17 protein-coding genes and 1 pseudogene are annotated in these 17,824 nt (G+C 28.3%); 5 read left to right on the top strand and 13 right to left on the bottom strand.

Annotation, left to right across the window (positions count from 1 at the left end; all coding sequences use genetic code 11):
• Positions 1 to 132 precede the first annotated feature (132 nt).
• From EBB51_RS01990 to EBB51_RS01980, 3 genes are all read right to left on the bottom strand, one after another.
• The gene (locus tag EBB51_RS01990; RefSeq protein ID WP_123052904.1) at positions 133 to 858 is read right to left on the bottom strand and encodes a GntR family transcriptional regulator; all 726 of its coding nucleotides are present in this window, start codon (positions 856 to 858) and stop codon (positions 133 to 135) included.
• 281 nt (positions 859 to 1,139) lie between these two features.
• Entirely contained in the window at positions 1,140 to 1,820 is a 681-nt protein-coding gene (locus EBB51_RS01985; protein WP_190285303.1) for an Ig-like domain-containing protein, read from the bottom strand.
• Between the two features lie 796 nt (positions 1,821 to 2,616).
• Positions 2,617 to 2,868 (bottom strand): hypothetical protein, encoded by a 252-nt coding sequence (locus tag EBB51_RS01980; RefSeq protein WP_123052902.1) that lies wholly within the window; start codon positions 2,866 to 2,868, stop codon positions 2,617 to 2,619.
• A gap of 160 nt (positions 2,869 to 3,028) precedes the next feature.
• Here EBB51_RS01980 and EBB51_RS01975 point away from each other — a divergent pair, with 160 nt between their 5' ends.
• Together EBB51_RS01975 and EBB51_RS01970 are read left to right on the top strand one after the other, a co-directional pair.
• Entirely contained in the window at positions 3,029 to 4,255 is a 1,227-nt protein-coding gene (locus tag EBB51_RS01975) for a C39 family peptidase (protein WP_123052901.1), read from the top strand.
• A gap of 524 nt (positions 4,256 to 4,779) precedes the next feature.
• Positions 4,780 to 4,967, top strand: a pseudogene (locus EBB51_RS01970) (ATP-binding cassette domain-containing protein); the annotation flags it as partial.
• Between the two features lie 121 nt (positions 4,968 to 5,088).
• On the opposite strand, the gene EBB51_RS01965 reads toward EBB51_RS01970, so the two are convergent.
• From EBB51_RS01965 to EBB51_RS01950, 4 genes are all read right to left on the bottom strand, one after another.
• Positions 5,089 to 5,505, bottom strand: a complete 417-nt coding sequence (locus tag EBB51_RS01965) for a hemerythrin domain-containing protein (protein WP_123052900.1) — start codon at positions 5,503 to 5,505, stop codon at positions 5,089 to 5,091.
• Between the two features lie 129 nt (positions 5,506 to 5,634).
• A complete protein-coding gene (locus tag EBB51_RS01960) occupies positions 5,635 to 6,357 on the bottom strand; it encodes a DUF434 domain-containing protein (protein WP_123052899.1) in 723 nt (240 codons plus the stop codon).
• Between the two features lie 271 nt (positions 6,358 to 6,628).
• Entirely contained in the window at positions 6,629 to 7,567 is a 939-nt protein-coding gene (locus EBB51_RS01955) for an SPFH domain-containing protein (protein WP_123052898.1), read from the bottom strand.
• A 14-nt stretch (positions 7,568 to 7,581) separates the two neighbouring features.
• The gene (locus EBB51_RS01950; RefSeq protein ID WP_123052897.1) at positions 7,582 to 8,013 is read right to left on the bottom strand and encodes an NfeD family protein; all 432 of its coding nucleotides are present in this window, start codon (positions 8,011 to 8,013) and stop codon (positions 7,582 to 7,584) included.
• A 305-nt stretch (positions 8,014 to 8,318) separates the two neighbouring features.
• Here EBB51_RS01950 and EBB51_RS01945 point away from each other — a divergent pair, with 305 nt between their 5' ends.
• Positions 8,319 to 10,247 (top strand): NAD(+) synthase, encoded by a 1,929-nt coding sequence (locus EBB51_RS01945; RefSeq protein ID WP_190285346.1) that lies wholly within the window; start codon positions 8,319 to 8,321, stop codon positions 10,245 to 10,247.
• A gap of 833 nt (positions 10,248 to 11,080) precedes the next feature.
• Here the strand turns inward: EBB51_RS01945 and EBB51_RS01940 are convergent.
• The 5 genes from EBB51_RS01940 to EBB51_RS01920 form a co-directional block, all read right to left on the bottom strand.
• Positions 11,081 to 11,503 (bottom strand): YaaR family protein, encoded by a 423-nt coding sequence (locus EBB51_RS01940; RefSeq protein ID WP_123052895.1) that lies wholly within the window; start codon positions 11,501 to 11,503, stop codon positions 11,081 to 11,083.
• A 193-nt stretch (positions 11,504 to 11,696) separates the two neighbouring features.
• Positions 11,697 to 12,515, bottom strand: coding sequence for an MBL fold metallo-hydrolase (locus EBB51_RS01935; RefSeq protein ID WP_123052894.1), 819 nt, complete (start codon positions 12,513 to 12,515; stop codon positions 11,697 to 11,699).
• A gap of 127 nt (positions 12,516 to 12,642) precedes the next feature.
• On the bottom strand, positions 12,643 to 13,494 hold the full coding sequence (locus tag EBB51_RS01930; RefSeq protein ID WP_123052893.1) for a S1-like domain-containing RNA-binding protein: 852 nt from the start codon (positions 13,492 to 13,494) through the stop codon (positions 12,643 to 12,645).
• Between the two features lie 161 nt (positions 13,495 to 13,655).
• Positions 13,656 to 14,534 carry an ADP-ribosylglycohydrolase family protein gene (locus EBB51_RS01925; RefSeq protein WP_123052892.1) on the bottom strand — a complete coding sequence of 293 codons (879 nt, stop codon included), beginning with the start codon at positions 14,532 to 14,534 and terminating at the stop codon, positions 13,656 to 13,658.
• A gap of 395 nt (positions 14,535 to 14,929) precedes the next feature.
• A complete protein-coding gene (locus tag EBB51_RS01920) occupies positions 14,930 to 15,301 on the bottom strand; it encodes a hypothetical protein (RefSeq protein ID WP_123052891.1) in 372 nt (123 codons plus the stop codon).
• A 239-nt stretch (positions 15,302 to 15,540) separates the two neighbouring features.
• Between EBB51_RS01920 and EBB51_RS01915 the strand changes: the two genes are divergently transcribed.
• Positions 15,541 to 16,026, top strand: coding sequence for an Lrp/AsnC ligand binding domain-containing protein (locus EBB51_RS01915; RefSeq protein WP_123052890.1), 486 nt, complete (start codon positions 15,541 to 15,543; stop codon positions 16,024 to 16,026).
• 209 nt (positions 16,027 to 16,235) lie between these two features.
• Positions 16,236 to 16,445: a DUF378 domain-containing protein gene (locus EBB51_RS01910; protein WP_123052889.1), complete on the top strand. Its 210-nt coding sequence runs from the start codon at positions 16,236 to 16,238 to the stop codon at positions 16,443 to 16,445.
• Between the two features lie 60 nt (positions 16,446 to 16,505).
• Here the strand turns inward: EBB51_RS01910 and argH are convergent, their stop codons facing one another.
• Positions 16,506 to 17,822 carry an argininosuccinate lyase gene (argH, locus tag EBB51_RS01905; protein WP_123052888.1) on the bottom strand — a complete coding sequence of 439 codons (1,317 nt, stop codon included), beginning with the start codon at positions 17,820 to 17,822 and terminating at the stop codon, positions 16,506 to 16,508.
• Positions 17,823 to 17,824 lie beyond the last annotated feature (2 nt).

The following is a 17,824-nucleotide window of genomic DNA, read 5'->3' as shown; positions in this document are numbered from 1 at the left end:
AATTGCCCTCTCATTCATTTTATTATTTCACGTCATCATATCGTAATGACGTCATTACCAGTTGTGTTAAAAAAATTACTTATATGTTAACAATAGCTATAATTAACTATTGTTGATATCTTTTCTAGAATACTATCGTTCTAATCTTACTCTATACTTAAACTTATCACCCCGTGCTATACTTACAGTGTATTCTATTATATCATCATTTTTATAAGCAAATCTCTCAATTTTTAAACTTGGTGATTCCTTTGGTATATTCAGATTAACTGCCTCTTCTTCATTAGTTGCAACTGGCTGAAATGTCTCTTCAGCCATCGTTATATCTACATTGAACCTATTCTTCAATATATCATATAATGCTTCTTTTTCCAAATCATCTTTTGTTATACCTGGAAACCTATCATAAAGTACATAACTAGTCTCCAGCATCATAGGAGTGTTATCTGCAATTCTAAGTCTAGTAAACTTATAAACAACTTCCTCCTCATCAATTTTCATTTTTTTGCTTATTTTTTTATTAGCACCTATTACTTCAAATTTAAGAACCTTTGAAACTGGCTTTTTTCCTATTCTTTTCATTTCTTCTGTAAAGCTATAAAATTTTATAAGATCTTGATTTAGTTTTTTAGGTGCTACAAAAGTTCCTTTTCCATGAACTTTATAGATATACCCATCTGTCTCAAGCTCAGTCACAGCCTGCCTTACAGTTGACCTACTTACATCATACTTTTCGCATATATCCCTTTCAGAAGGTATTTGATCATTTTCTTGCATTGACCCCTCTATCTGCTCAATTAATATATCCATCAATTGAGAATATAGTGGAACTCTGCTGTGTTTATCTAATTGCTTCATTTTTTTGCCTCCCGAAACTAACTATATTATAATTTTATCTCTTTTTATTTTAAGCTCTCATCATGTGGTTCGTACCACCTATATTTATAATAATATATTATTCTAGCATTGTCAATGCTAAATTAAATATAGATTTGTGTCAAGTTCTAGTTTGCAATTTACTTTTTGTTATACATAAGTAACTAATAGAAAAATGGGTGTTTCAAAACTAATTACTTAGTTTTGAAACACCTTCTTATCAGACTATTGATAAACATACTTTGTCAACTTTTATAATATAATTATATTTCATAAGGTATTTTATTTAGATCTTTAAATTCGTCTATTAATAAATTATATACTTCTTCTGCATGATCCTTTAGTGATGTTTCAAATATCAAATTTCCTAATGTATATAATTTGCTATCTTTAATACCTATGATTCTTGACATACTTACGGCTGGAAATACATATCCGTCTGCTTCATAACTTTGCATACTATTCCCATAATCAGCTGATTCTTTTAAAGGTACATAATAAATAAAATAACCTTCAACATTTCCTAAATACTTAATTTTCATATTTTTCAATTCCTCATTTGTATACCCATAATGAGAACGAAATTCTTTTATAATTTTCTCATTTTCAGTATTTATACTATACATATTGGAAACTGTAAACTTTTTAACTAAACTTTCTTCAATGGATTTTCCTTTAACTGATTTAACATTTTGATTTACATTTAAAATATATGTTTCATTAGGAACATATGTTTTCTTTGGTATTACCGTAACTACTTTATTGTTATCAGTTACATTCAAGCTAGTATCAAGTAGATTTCCTGTACTATCTGTTATATTTATATTTTTATCTAATGTTTTAGTATCAATTGGAATACTAAATTTTATAGACCATGATTTATCAGTTGTAATATTGTCTTGTATTTGAAGCTCCTTAGCATATACACAAGTTGGTAATAACAAACTACTTGCCAAAGTTAAAGTTATAATTTTATATTTCCACTTCAGGGTAATATCCTCCTTATAATATAAAAACTTACAACACGATTATACACCTTTAATATAATATTGTCTATAAAATATGGTGCATAATATTGGAACACCTTACATATTTCTTAAAATATGTTACTATAATTACATAATTTAATATATTTCCCATTATTATAAACAACGTATCTGGTTTCAAAACTAAGATAGTTTTCAGGAAATAAACGGAATAAAGCTTGTCGAATTATTTCATGTTAGATAATCAGTTAAAAAGGGCATGACAAAAAGAACTTAGTTTTTTGAAAAAAATTTTTAAGTTATTAATTTTCTTATTAAAAAAACGTTATTTTTATTATTGGTTTTATAGTTAATTAATAGGGCTATCAATTGAGTTATACCAGCAATAAATAATTTAGGCTTTAAAGAATCAGTTTTATTTATCTTTAAGGTCAATAGACCTAGAGGATTTTTAATAATATTGTTTGTTCTTTCAGTAACTGTTAGCCTATTTTCATGTACGCAAAAGGATTTCAAAAAACTTGTGGTTATTTTCTTTGACGTAAGTGTTAATCCCGGTAGTATCAGCAATTATAATTTTTGATAGGTTAGAATTCAGTTGCCGACAGATAGGTTCGGTAATACCAACTAAATGATTAAAAAAATCTTGAATATTAGCAATAAAATCAGTTTTAAATCTTGAGAATTGAGATTCACGAGTAATCTTAGAAAAATTACAAAAAGATCCTAATTTTTTTAGAGAGACACAAGATATTTAAAAATGTTTTTGTTTCAGACAAACCAAGTATTTTTGGACAATCAATGCGGTTAGCATCGAAGAAAGAGAGTAATCTCTTGGGTGACCAGTTGAAGAATAATAAGCATTAAAAAATGTTTGAGGAATTAATACATCCAAATCAATATATTCCTCAAAAAGCTTGATGAATTTAGGTTTATCTTCTTTAAAATAGTCTTCAACTTCTTCAAATACATCGCAGAGATAAATTTGATTTTTTAATTTGTTCATAAAGGATACCTCTCAATGCATATTTTTTCTTGATAATAATATATATTCGACATTAAATGAGGAAAATCCTTTTTGATATAGCTTGAAAACCCTTGAACTCTAACGGGTTCGGGGTTTAGCAAGTGGTTAATTACAAACAACGAATAAGGGAGGAACCGCAATGAAAAAAATATTAGCTTTCTTTTTTTCTTTAGTATTACTTTTCTCTACATGTAGTTTTAGTGTATCTGCTAAATCTAATTCGGTAGATACTAATACCAGTCAATATATTAGTTTAAATGATGCTAAGCTTTTAGCTAAACATACTATATTAACAAGAATTTCTACAGATAAAAGTTGTCCATGGAAAAATGGTGTCAGTATCGGAGACGTTATAACGATGTATGATTTCGACGATATTCCAAATGCATATGTATTTAACCTAAAACAAGGTAATAAAGCTATAGGACATATTTTAGTAGATGCTAATGCTAACACTCCTGGAGTAGCCGAATTTTCTTATGATGAAAGTTTTTATTTGAAACAAGTAATTGATAAAAACTTTAAAAATGATAAGAATTTTGACAAATTAGATAAAAAGTATTATTTTATATCTCCATACAACATTTTAGTAAAAAACACAGAATTAAATAAAGATGTTTTTTATGATGCAATTTCTAAACAAAAAATCAGCGATAATAGAACAACACTTAAAGCTGACTATAAAAAAATCAAACAAAACTTAGGAGATACAAATTCAATAAACATCATAAATAAAATGAAATCTACAAATACAGAAGACTCTAATTTGACCAGTATAAGCAGTGAAAATTCAATGCAACCAATGACTACAGTTTATCAAAAAGCAGATGTTCCATATTGTGATAATGCTACTTTTTATACTACAGGGCAATTTTGGGGTGGAGGTAACTGTGCTCCAACTGCTGGAACAAGTCTTATAATGTACTGGTATAAGCAAAGAGGAATAACAAATTTAGTTAGTTCAAGCGATAAGATGTCTACTGATTATGATACTGCAAGAAATGTTTTTGGAAAACTTTATGATGATATGAAAACAGATTATAATATAGAAACTTACCCAAATGATTTTTATAATGGATTATTACAATATGCTCAGAGTGTAGGTTGTCCTGCAGTAGGATCTGACTATATTTCAAATGGTGCTCCATTACAAACAATAGAAAGCAATATATCGAATGGTAATCCTGTTAAAATTGGTGTTAATAATAATGAAAAATATGGTGACCATGCTATAGTAGTATTTGGATATGAAAATAACTCAGATGGTAATTATCTTAGACTTGCAGATGGTTGGACAAGCAGTCATCAAACATGGTGCACATATTCTTATTTAAATCCAGTGGAGATGGCTTATGCAAGGTGGTAATAATTTTTTAATTAATTTACAAATAAATATTTATAGTAATTATATTTAGTTAAACTAATATACGATTTTATTTAAAAGATTACATTCATAAAAATAGGTTAAGATATTGATATATATAGGCTTGTAGTAATTCTAACTATAAGCCTTTTTTTTATTTTATCTTTGAATATATTGTTTTATATGATATAAAATAGTACATTAGTTTGTAGGATAAAAGGCATGGTTATGGATCCAATTAAAGATAAAAGGAAAGTAGATTCATTGTTTACATATCTAAAATGAAAAGAAAGAGACTGATTGCCGGCAAACTTTCAATAATTTTATTTTTAGTATTAAAATTATTTTTATAATCCATAAACTTCTTGGATATACTCTCTACTCTTATCTACTTATTTTCAATATTTTTTAATTCTAAATCTTCTCCATTAATCAAACCTGGATATAAGAATTTATTTTTTCTTTATTTTTAATATATTTTTGCCTTTTATAATGAATATCAAATAAATATTTAAAAGGTAATTAAAATGAATGATAAGATTTTAGAGGTAAAACACATTTTAAAAAAACGTGGAAAGAAAAAAGTATTGGATGACATCTTTCCATAAGTAAGGGTGAAGTATGTGGATTTGTAGGGAGAAATGGTGCAGACAAAACCAAACTTGTTAAAATTATAATAAGTATGCTGCTTCCCAATGAAGGTGAGGTTATAATTTAGCGAATTAGTATTCAAAATACTCATCCATGAGCGTCCATAGGTTTATGTAAAATAGAATGGACCTAGATTTGTGTAAATCAAATCTAGGTACGTTCTCTTTCCAATAAATAAAATATTATTATTTTTTCAAAATTAACTTATAAAGTTCATTTTCTTCTCTCGAAATTCTATTTTTTATTTGACTAATTATAATTTTTGTTTGAGGTACAAACTCATCTAACTTTTCATTTATTTTACTTTTAGTATTAAATTTATTTTTATACTCCATAAACTTTTTAGATATATCTCCCATTTCATGTATATACCTATTTGCAATATTTTTTAATTCTAAATCTTTTTCATTAATCAAGTCTGGATATAAAAATTTATCCTCAGAATTTAAATGAACATTCAGTTTTCCTGCTAAATTATTTACGTACATTACAAAATCATCCAAGTAGTTTTCATAATCTCTTTTATTTATTATTGCATCTATATTATCCATTTCTTTTCTAATATCTTTATGTTGTCTTTTAAGGTTTTCTATATTTGACATCTAAAATCACTCCTCACTTTTAACCTTAATAACATTATACCATATATATGGTAAATTTATGTAACACAGGTTACACAAGTGAAGTTTATTTTTTCTTTATTTTTAATATATTAAATCATAACAAGTATGTTATTTTCCACCAAGATCCACTACTCTTGCATCTTTTATATAATTATTAATTATTTCTCTCGATATATTAAACCAACTTACACATTCATCAAGTATTATAGAGTCAGCTGTTACTATCCTTTCCATCTTACATAAAATAGTATCTGGATTTGATACTAGTTCAACTTCTGTGTGAAACTTCCAACTTGATGAATGCTGCAATATCCTTGTTTTAAGTCTTCCTGAATTTGAAACCGGAGCATCAAGAAAAAATTTAACACCCGGCACCTTAAATTCTTGCAGCATTTTTCCAATAAGTATAAGTGCCTTATCGGTTTTATCTATTATATGATAAGTACCTCTTAAGCCAGCCACATCTCTTATGGTTCCATCGTTTCCAAGTATTAGTGTTCCACCTGAAAGAGCAACCTCAATGGTTATGATTAAGTTAAAACCATCTATATATATACATCCATCTTTTACCGCTGAAATAGGAAGAAGAGCTGACTTCCTTTTTTGACATTTAGCCTTTGAACTCGTTGATCGCCTCAATGCGTCCCTTTGCCTTATTGAAAATTGATAATTGCCTCCTACAAATTGCATTATAGCATTTGTATTATATCCCCTATCAAGCAGCCATTTTACTTCTTCTTGAGCTTTTTTTAACTTTAAAATAGCATCATCTGAAAACCACTTTTTATCTTCTTCATAAAATCCTCTTCTTCCTACTTTTGTTCTTAACATATCTTCTTGTAATTCACCTCAATCTATAATTTCACTTAATATAAATACTTGGCATCATTTAATACAACAACTAATACACTTCTAATAATAAGTTCTTTTAGAATGTTCATAGCATCAACTCCTTTTTATAAAATATCATAATAATAGATTGTTTAGTTTGTGGTTTGTGTCAAGTTCTAGTTGGCAATTCCTTTTTTGAACATTTCTATAGAGAACGTACCTAGATTTAATCTACACAAATCTAGGTACGTTCTCTATAACTTACTAAAGCTTATTTATTTCCCTTTAACATTTCACCTATAGCTGCTATTGATCCTAGTGATGACAAAGTTTCATTTGGAAGTATGAGTTTGTTTGCAGGATTTTTAGCCATTTCCTGAAGAGCTTCAACTTGTTTCAATGCAATAACTGTCTCATTAGTACCTGACTCTAGTATTGCAGCATTAACTTTCCTTATAGCCTCTGACTGAGCCGCAGCTATTGCTTCTATAGCATTTGCCTTACCTTCAGCTTCAAGAAGTTGTGATTGTCTTAATCCTTCTGCTCTTTTTATATTTGCTTCTTTTTCAGCTTCTGCTTGAAGTATCTTAGCTTGCTTTTCTCCTTCTGCTCTAGCTATATCACTTTGCTTTTCTCCTTCTGCCTGCAAAATAACTGCTCTCTTATCTCTTTCAGCCCTCATCTGTTTTTCCATAGCTTGTTGTATTTCAGCAGGAGGCAGTATATTCTTGATTTCAACTGAGAGAATCTTTATTCCATAAGCATCTGTAATATCATCTACAACTTTTAAAAGTTCAGAGTTTATTTTATCTCTTCCAGATAAAACTTCATCTAAAGTCATATTACCTACTATATTTCTCATATTTGTTATAGTGCTGTATATTATACCTGATTTATAATCTTCAATATTATATACTGAATCCTTTGGATTCAAAACCTTATAGAATATTACATTATCTATTGATATCTTTACATTATCTTGAGTTATAACACTTTGAGGTTGAATATCTAATATTCGCTGCTTAGTTGAAATTTTTCTTCTTGCAAAATCTGCAAATGGTATTATAATATGCCATCCTGGTTTAAGTATTCTATGAAATTGACCAAATCTTTCTATTATAATTACATATCCTGTATTTACAACCTTTATACAGAAAACAAAAATTAAAAACAAAACAATTAAAACAATTAATAAAAATATTTTTAACATTTATAACTCCTCCTTTATTTATTTATCTTTTTAACTAATATTTTATTTCCCCTTAACCTTACAACTGTTACTTTATCTCCCTTTAATACCTTCTCTCCTATATTCTCTAAGCTCCAAAGTACTCCATCGATCCTTATTGTCTTATTATCTATCATATTTTCATCTACTATAAATTCTTTACCTATATACGTTTGTTCTCTAAGTAAAGTAGGTTTTACTGTAGCCTTTATATTCTTCTTAACTATAGGATAACCAATTACTATTGATAAACTACTCGCTATTAAAAATACAATACTTTGTACAATTATTGAATATCCAAGAACCTGAGCAAAAATTGCCGCTACAGCTCCTATTGTAAACCAGACAAAGAAAAAACTACTTGTAAATATATCGATGAGTAAAGCTGCAATTGCAATTACAATCCATAATATCAAAAAATTATTCATAAAGTTCCCCCCCTTATAAATTTACTTCTTATAATATTTTAATGCCAGCCTCTTAATTTATGTTCTAATAATACACTATTTATTGCAAGAAACAAAGCCTTAAATAAGACAAAATGCGACATTAAATATCATTTAAAATAATCCTATTTATCACTACATATTACTTTCTAACCCTTTCTTAAATTCTCTTATATTATAAAGTTTATACACTATTCGTAATTAATATTTACAAAAACCTGTGTTTACATTGACAATTAATGTATTGTAATCAATAATTATAATTAATGATTCTAAAGAAAGGAATGATATCAATGACGGATTATAGTTTTATAAAAGTAGCTTCTGCCTGTCCTTTGACAAATGTTGCAGATATACAATTTAACTTAAATAATATAAAAAAATGCATAGATACAGCAGTCACAAAAGGCTGTAAGCTTATAGTATTTCCAGAGCTTAGTATAACTTCTTATACATGTGCAGATCTTTTTTGTGAGCAGATCTTATTAGATAAATCAAATGAAGCAATTAAAGATTTATGTGATTTTTCTATAGATAAAGATATACTTATAGCTGTAGGTGCACCTCTTCAGTATAGTTCCTGCTTATATAATTGTGCATACATAATATTTGAAGGAAAAGTCCTTGGAATAGTACCTAAAAGTTATGTGCCAAACTATACTGAATTCTATGAAAAAAGATGGTTTACAGAAGGAATAGGTCTTATAAATAAAAATGTTGATTTTACATTTCAGCAGGACATACCATTTGGAACTAATTTAATATTTACATATAATGATTTTAAGTTTGGATTTGAAATATGCGAAGACCTATGGGTAACTATACCTCCAAGCTCTTATTTAAGCCTTATGGGTGCAAATATAATATCAAATCTGTCGGCTTCAAATGAAATTGTAAGTAAATCAGATTACAGAAGAGAACTTGTAAAAACACAAAGTGCTAGATGCATGTCTGCCTATGTATATTCATCTGCAGGAGTTTTTGAATCAAGTACAGATCTTGTTTTTAGCGGTCATTTGCTTACAGCTGAAAATGGAACTTTACTTAGTGAAAATACTAGATTTCAAAGAGAAAATCAAATTCAAACTTCTATAATTGATGTAGATAAATTAAATAATGAAAGGTTAAAAAATATAAGTTTTAGAGATAGTTCAAAACTTATACCTTTTGAGCCGCTTGAAATTAAATTTTCATTTAAAAATAATGATTACAAAAACTTTGATAGATTTATTGATAAACATCCTTTTGTACCTTCAAACGAAACAAAGAGAGAATTGCACTGCAGGGAGATATTTAATATCCAAACTTCAGGACTTGCAAAAAGAATATCTCATACACATTTGACTACAGCAGTAATAGGTATATCGGGAGGACTTGATTCAACTTTAGCTCTTTTAGTTATAATTAAAACTTTTGATATTTTAAAAATTCCAAGGGAAAATATAATAACTGTTACAATGCCGGGTTTTGGAACTACTGATAGGACTTACAACAACGCAGTAAACTTATGCAAAATGCTCGGTACAAACTTAAGAGAGATAGATATAGTACCTGCATGCCTTCAACATTTCAAGGATATAAATCATCCTGCTCAAAAACTTGATGTAACGTATGAAAATGTTCAAGCAAGAGAAAGAACCCAAATTTTAATGGATATTGCAAATAAAGAAGGTGGTCTTGTAATAGGAACAGGTGATTTATCTGAAGTAGCCCTCGGATGGTCCACATATAATGGCGATCATATGTCAATGTATGGAGTAAATTGCTCAGTTCCTAAGACACTTGTTAGATATCTTGTAAAATATGTAGCACAAAAAGAAGTCAATAAAGAAACATCCGATATACTAATGGATATTTTGGATACACCTGTTAGTCCTGAACTACTTCCTAAAGATAAAGATGGAAAGATAGCACAAAAAACTGAAGACATAGTTGGTCCATATGAACTCCATGATTTCTTCTTATATCAATTTATAAGGAATGCAAATAGACCTCAAAAAATACTATTTTTAGCTTATCAAGCATTTAAGGAAGATTATGATAAAGACACTATAGACAAGTGGTTTAATAAATTTATAAAAAGATTCTTTACCCAACAGTTTAAACGTTCTGCAATCCCTGACGGTCCTAAAGTCGGAAGTGTAAGCCTTTCACCTAGAGGTGATTGGAGAATGCCATCAGATGCAAGTTACAACTTGTGGACCACAAATTCATAATTTCCGGAATTTGTGTATCAAGCATTGCTCATAGATATATGCATCATAAGGACAAACTTGACTCATACTCCAAGGTATACTCACAAACTTCAGCACTTTAAAAAAGTTTTAACATTTCTAAGCTCGTTTTTTGAAAATTTAAGCAGATTATATAAACTCGTAAACTCAAACATATATAATCTACTAAAATTTTTCTAAAAGACTTCGCTAAGAACTGTAAAAAACTTTTTAAATGTGCCTTCAGTTTGCAAATATACCTCTGCGTACGAGTCAAGTTTGTCCTTATCACGTATATAACTGTCAACAATATTTGATACATCATCTTCTCTTCTATGTTTTTGGAGCGGTAGCTCCTTTGAAATACATATTTTTGTGAGTTTTTAATTGATTGTACTAAATTAATCTAAAACTAGCCGATGAGGCTGTAAGTTTAAAATTTATTTTTTTATGTCTTTGTAAATATCAATCTAGTCATTTTGATGCTCAAATTACAAGAGTAACTGTAAGTCTTATTCTGTATGTATTTCTTTCGTACTATCATAGAATTAACACGATTAAATTATTACAAGTAGTTATTGATACTGCTTGATAAAATTTAAAATTCCAATACTACGCTTTTTATTATTGATTTTATTAAAGTTTTTACAGCAAATAAAACTAAACTTAAAATTAAATGCATACCGGCCTGCGGACTTTCCAGCCCTAGAGCGATGTTTTTCATTAGCAAAACAAGCCTAAAAAATAAATTAGTTTTCTGACATAAGGAAGAAAACTCACCTTCATTGTCCTATGTCCTCTGTCCTATGCCTCCCGTCCCCTGTCTTATGTAGAAATTATTTATATATGTCTACTAGTAGTCCTGTAATTTCATCAATAGTTGAAGCCACATTAAGATTGTCCTTTTGTTCACTCATGAGTATATTTGTAATCTCTTCTAACTTGCTGTCTATAGTATCAACTGTTATAAAGTATTGTGTTTGCCAAAAACTTATATCTTTTTTTACTTTATACATATGATTTAAAACAGATTGCAGGTAATCCTTTATCATGTTTTTATACTGCTTTACATCACTATAGCATTTAGTTATAGAAAGTCTATTACCTTTTTTCTTTATATCGTCAAACATCTCTTTTAATTGTTCTTCTGATCTTTTTTCCATCTGCGAATTAAAACTTTGAGAAAAATCCTTTTTTATTGAGACCCTTTTTTTTTCAGAAGGTACCATTGAGGTATTTCCAACCCTGGATATCTCCATAAAATTACCTCCACTTACAATTAATTTATTCAATATAGTTATTATATATCAATAATATATATAAATGTAGTTATTATTTCAAAAACTTAATATTAAGATCAAAACATAAGTTACTGTGTTGAACTATCTTTTACTTTGTCAATGCGAAATGTAAGGTAATGGATATGCCATAATTCCATTTTTGCAGAATAAGTTAAAGCTTTATGCTAACTCCACCTCTAGCTGTAGTTAAAATTTGTTTCTTTATTATTATGCCCCCGTATATATCCGTTCTAATAACTATAATTCCCTTTTGAGACATTCTATTTATTACCTTCATATCAGGAGTTTCTACTCCATTGGAAGTTACAATTGCTATTTTAGTACAAATTTTATCAAGTAACTCATCAGTAGTACTTGTATTTAAAGCATGATGCGGTACTTTTAGTACATCACATTTTTCTAATTTATTCATCTCTATCATGTACTTTTCCTCTTTCTTTTCACAATCTCCTGCAAACAAGTAATGTACATCATCTATTTTCCCCTGGAGCATAATTGAATTATTATTTTCATTTTTTTTGCTAACTTCACTAGGAGCTAAGGATTTTAATTCCATCTTCTTATATTTTATATCATAGTTATCACTTATATATTTGATATTTACGTTTTTATTTGTTAGTTCTTTACGAAAGTAATCTTTAAATTCACTATAATGACTAGGTAAAAAAACAGTATCAACATTTATTTCATCGGCTATTTTTAGTAATCCACCATAATGATCATCATGATAATGAGTGAGTATAAGTCCATCTATCTTAGTTACTTTTAAGCTTTTTAGATACGCTAATATTTTGTCAGTATAGTATGCTGCTCCAGTATCTATGAGATAGTTCTTATCTTCTGCCTTAATTAATATGCAGTCACTCTGTCCGGTATCTAAAAAATGGACTTCATACTCTCCTTGTTTTGCATAAACGGTACTTCCTATAAATATAAATATAATAAATAATATAAGTATCCTTTTTTTCACTATATTACCTCCAGATATTACTTTTTTAATAACTTTATAATTAATTATTCAGTAAGATCTGGACTTATTTTTTGTAATATAGATTTTTTATATTCAATTAGACTTTAAATTATAACTAAGCTTTTAATTATTTATTTTTTAAGAAAGTTCCTTTTTCATCTTGTATTACTATGTCTTGTTTCATGAGGCCGCCAAGTGCATTTTTAAAATAATTCTTACTTTCCTTAAATACTTTTCTTATATCTTCAGGAGAACTTTTATCATTATAAGGCATAAAACCTTCATGCTTCTTTAAATAATTCAATATATCGTCTTCAAGTGACTTTCTCTCATCTACTGCCTTTTTTCTAGGAGTTAATCCTAACTTTCCATCTTCATATACTTTTTTGACTCTAAGCTTTAATTCATATCCTTCTTTAACATCTACAAATATTTCATTTTTTAATATTATGCCTCTATATTTCTTATCAATTGCAACCATTATAGTATGATTCGTTTGAAAACCATAAACTATACCAACAACTTCACTTCCTATATCATAGCTATCGTCTTCGACATTTTCTAGATATTTATCAATATCAGTTGTAGCTGCTATTCTATTTGTTTTATCCAAGTATATGTAAAATAAATAATAATTGTCCTTTTCAATTTCATATTTTTGTTCTTTCATTGGTACAAAAATATCTCTTTCAAGTCCAAAATCTACAAAAGCTCCAATATTCGTCTTAGACACGACTTTTAAATATGCTATGTCACCCACTTCAGCTAATGGTTCTTTCATAGTTGCTACAAGTCTATCTTTAGAATCTCTATATAAAAAGATTTCAACTGTATCTCCAACATCAATATCAGCATCAACTACATTTCCATTTGGCAGCAAAATATCATCGCTAGTATTGCCAGTACCTGCATCAAGATAATATCCAAAGCTTGCTTTTCTTACGATTTTTAAACTATTAAATTTTCCAATGTGTATCACTATTATCCTCTCCTCGTTTATATCATTAATAATAATCCCACCTTTTCAGGTGGGATTATAGGTATAAAATTCACTTAAATCTTAGTTAATAGCAAATAATAACTTATTTACATTACTTATTATATACCAATATATAAAAACTTACTACAAATATTACATACTTATACTTCATTAAATTTTTGTGCAATGTAATTTAGCTTATTCTTTAATAATATCTTTTCTGACCATCTTTTAGGTATGGAATCTATTCCATAGTATACCCCTGCTAAGCCTCCTGTTACGGCACCAATAGTATCTGGATCTCCATATAAATTTACAGCTTCACATATCGCATTCTCAGCATTACTTGTATTTATAATACACCATAGGGCACATTGAAGTGTGTCAACAACATATCCAGATGAATTTAACTCTATTTTATTAGTATAAAATATCTCCTCATAATCTTCGTAGTTAGCTGTTTCTTCTTCAATTGCTTTTATTTTATCCTCATTATTAATATATCTATAAGCAATAGTATTATATAATTGGCAGGCTTGCCACGTTTTTTTATCATAGTGTGTGAGCATAGATTGCTGCTTGCTCAGCTTCAATATCTTTTTTAAACTTCTATAGTATAGTGCCAAAGGTAAACATCTCATTATACTGCCATTTCCAGCACTATTTCCATCTAACTTTTTATGTGCATAAAGTACTGCATCCTTCCAGTTTCCATACTTTTTATAAGCTTCCAATGACAACTTTACTGTGTTTCCAACATCCTTTGGATTTCCATCATACCACTTTAAAAAATTTTTACCAATATACTCTATAGGATTTTGCGGATTTTCTAAAATTCCTTCAGCTACTGCTATGGTCATCATAGTATCATCTGTAACTTCTCCAGGTCTTAAGTTCCAAACTCCGCCGCCGACTATATCCTTTATATATCCGTATTCTTCTCTTCCCTCTTTCTTTGATAAAAATTCAAGTGTACCACCTAATGCATCTCCACAAGCTAGACCATACAAACCACCGAGTATCCTATCCATCCTTTTCATAATAAGTCACCCCTAAAAATTTAAAATTAAGATTTATATATATTCTCAATCACTATTTTTTAAGATACATTAAAAATCAGACTGCTTATTATTACTAAACCTATGCTGTAATTTTTCTTTTATGAACAAACATATATGCTATTGAATGATTAATGTTGTAAAACTTATGGATATATTTCTAATATTCATGATAGTAAAAAAAAGCCTGCATGGGGGAGCATGCGGCTTCTAAGGGATATTGTTTAATAAAAAGTCTTTAAGATATCAATAGTAAACCTATAAATTCAAGTTTTTTATTGATAATTTTCGACTCAACTTATGCTATAATAGTATCATTTATAACATAGTTAGTCAATAATTCCCTCATTAAAAATTAATATTAGAGCATATATGTACTATTTTTTATTTTTCTTATTGTTTTTTACCCTGTTTGGCTTAGGTTTTGGTTTTATAACCACATCTTTTTTACCTCTAGATTTTTTACCAGAAGTATTATATATTGCACCAGTGTTTAAATCTACAAACCATAAAAAGAATACTATAAATACTATTGATTGCAAGTACTGCCATACAGTATTTGCTAAATTATACCTAAAATAAGCAGCTATCATCGGCGGCAAAAGGAATGAAGCTATGGATATAGCTAAAATAATCCACTTATTTGGATAAAATTTTGATAATACATGAATTTTTAGTTGATTGTAAACAACCATAAAAATAAATACAAAAAATACTATTTGTAAAGTTACTTTTAACCATAAAGGCATGTAAAGTCCTCCTTTTTTATGTCATTACTTATATTATTATATAATTTTGTTTATATATCAATACTTTTTTTACTTTAATAAAAATATATATGTTTATTTTGAAAATATAATTATATTATGCCTATAAATATGCTATAATTATAAAAATAGATTATAATTGAACTTGTGAGCGTTTTTTATAATGGAGATTAGAGAATTATTTTTAATTGATTCATTGTTTAAGATAGGGAGTGAATAATATGAGCTTAAAAGTAAACGGATTAGACGATTTGGATCTTCAAATACTAGATATCCTAATAAATGATTCAAGAACTCCATTTCTTGAAATATCAAGACACTGTCATGTTAGCGGCGGTACAATTCATGTTAGGATGAAAAAGATGGAAGACATGAATATAATTAAAGGAACTAAATTAATAATAGATCCTTCAAAACTTGGATACGATGTTTGTTGTTTTATAGGAATATATTTAGATACAGCTAAAGATTTTAAAACCGTTGTAGATCAACTAGCTTTGATAAAAGAGATTGTAGAATTACATTATACAACTGGAGAATTTGCTTTATTTTTAAAAGTTATTTGTAAAAATATAAATGACTTACAAAGCTTACTAATGAATAGAATTCAATCTGTTGATGGAGTTCAAAGGACAGATACTTTTGTCTCCTTATTTCAACCTATTGATAGAAATATAGAATTAGATATAGAAAGTCCAAGAAATTAATGCCAAGTTTTTTAGTTGTAATAAATTATAGGTAATTTAATATATATATTACAAAGCATACAAATACACATCCTCTATTCTACAAATGTTTATATGTTGTAACTATTTCATTACAGGGAAAACTTTTCCCTGATTTTTTATTTTTTGATTATATTTTTTTGAAATGTGTAAATAATAACTTTGTATAAATTATTAAAGGAGATGTAATTATGAAATCATTAGATACTACTGCACTAATTTTAGTAATCATAGGTGCTGTCAACTGGGGCTTAATTGGATTCTTTAGATTTGATTTAGTTGCATCCTTATTTGGTACAATGTCTGCATTAACTAGAATAGTATATGCTCTTGTCGGAATAGCAGGTTTATATGCATTTTCATTTTTAGGTAGAGACAGAGAAACTAGAGAAGTTAAATAAATGTCAAAATGGTCTCTTCTATTTTTATATAGAAAAGACCATTTTTATCAATTATATTATCTATTTCAATTCCTTTTTTATGCCCCTACTTAAAGTGTTTTCATAATCTATAAAACTATATACATCTTCTTTAAACAACGTACTAAATTTTTTAAGTTCTTCTAGAGATAAATCTTCTATAGATTTGGTATTTTGCTCACAATAAAGTACAATTTCTCCTATAACCTTATGTGCATCTCTAAATGGCATACCTTTGTTTACAAGATAATCAGCAGCTTCTGTTGCATTTAAAAAACCATGTTTAACTGCCTTGAATGTATTTTTTTCTTTTACTTTTAATGTAGAGAGCATACCGTTCATAATTTTCAAACAGCTCAATACAGTGTCTAAGGAGTTAAAAAACTGCTCTTTATCTTCCTGCATATCTTTATTATAGGCAAGGGGAATGCCTTTCATAACGGTAAGTAGTGCAATTAGCGAACCATATACTCTCCCTGTTTTGCCTCTTATGAGTTCTGCAGCATCTGGATTTTTCTTTTGAGGCATAATACTACTTCCTGTTGAAAACTCATCATCTATCTGAATAAAATCAAATTCTTTCGTGCTCCATAAAATAAGTTCTTCACTTAGTCTGCTTAAGTGCATCATAATTATTGAAAAACAAGATAATAATTCAATAATATAATCCCTATCACTTACTCCATCTAAAAAATTGTCAACTGGCTTCTTAAATCCCAATTCCTTAGTTGTAAAGTTTCTGTCTATATCATATGTAGTCCCTGCTAATGCACAGCATCCTAGTGGATTTTCATCAAGTATCTCAATTGCATTCATAATCCTTTTCTTATCCCTAAGAAGCATATTATGATATGCCATTATATGATGCTTAAAAGTAACTACTTGTGCTCTCTGAAGATGCGTATATCCCGGCATTATAAAATTATTCTTTTCTGCAAGTTTAATTATTGTATTTTGTAAAATTTCTATATTATCTATAACTTCATATGCCTTCTTTTTTGCATATAATCTCAAGTCCAAAGCAACTTGATCATTTCTGCTTCTAGCAGTATGAAGTTTTTTACCTACATTACCTATTCTCTCTATCAAATTTGTCTCAACAAAGCTGTGAATATCTTCATAATCACCATCTATGGAAATTTTGCCGCTTTCTACATCAGATAGTATTGACTTCAGGCCATTTTGTATGCTTTCACACTCTTCTTCAGTTAATATATTTGATTTTGCAAGCATTTTTACATGTGCAATACTGCCTTCTATATCTTCACGGTATAAAATTTTATCAAAACTTAAGGAACTATTAAAGTCTTCCATAAGCTTATTTTCTGCCTTTTTAAATCTTCCACCCCAAAGTTTCATAA

Source organism: Clostridium sp. JN-1 (assembly GCF_003718715.1).
Taxonomy (GTDB): Bacteria; Bacillota; Clostridia; order Clostridiales; family Clostridiaceae; genus Clostridium_AV.
Note: the sequence above shows the minus strand (reverse complement) of the source record. Positions and strands in the feature narration are given on the sequence as shown.

Bases quoted from the DNA above. Each gene is read 5' to 3' on its own strand.
- EBB51_RS01915 (WP_123052890.1), top strand. From the start codon at position 15,541: ATGAGCTTAAAAGTAAACGGATTAGACGATTTGGATCTTCAAATACTA.
- EBB51_RS01950 (WP_123052897.1), bottom strand. From the start codon at position 8,013: ATGAATAATTTTTTGATATTATGGATTGTAATTGCAATTGCAGCTTTA.
- EBB51_RS01920 (WP_123052891.1), bottom strand. From the start codon at position 15,301: ATGCCTTTATGGTTAAAAGTAACTTTACAAATAGTATTTTTTGTATTT.
- EBB51_RS01975 (WP_123052901.1), top strand. From the start codon at position 3,029: ATGAAAAAAATATTAGCTTTCTTTTTTTCTTTAGTATTACTTTTCTCT.
- EBB51_RS01990 (WP_123052904.1), bottom strand. From the start codon at position 858: ATGAAGCAATTAGATAAACACAGCAGAGTTCCACTATATTCTCAATTG.
- EBB51_RS01925 (WP_123052892.1), bottom strand. From the start codon at position 14,534: ATGAAAAGGATGGATAGGATACTCGGTGGTTTGTATGGTCTAGCTTGT.
- EBB51_RS01910 (WP_123052889.1), top strand. From the start codon at position 16,236: ATGAAATCATTAGATACTACTGCACTAATTTTAGTAATCATAGGTGCT.
- EBB51_RS01980 (WP_123052902.1), bottom strand. From the start codon at position 2,868: ATGAACAAATTAAAAAATCAAATTTATCTCTGCGATGTATTTGAAGAA.
- argH (WP_123052888.1), bottom strand. From the start codon at position 17,822: ATGAAACTTTGGGGTGGAAGATTTAAAAAGGCAGAAAATAAGCTTATG.
- EBB51_RS01960 (WP_123052899.1), bottom strand. From the start codon at position 6,357: ATGTTAAGAACAAAAGTAGGAAGAAGAGGATTTTATGAAGAAGATAAA.
- EBB51_RS01940 (WP_123052895.1), bottom strand. From the start codon at position 11,503: ATGGAGATATCCAGGGTTGGAAATACCTCAATGGTACCTTCTGAAAAA.
- EBB51_RS01955 (WP_123052898.1), bottom strand. From the start codon at position 7,567: ATGTTAAAAATATTTTTATTAATTGTTTTAATTGTTTTGTTTTTAATT.
- EBB51_RS01965 (WP_123052900.1), bottom strand. From the start codon at position 5,505: ATGTCAAATATAGAAAACCTTAAAAGACAACATAAAGATATTAGAAAA.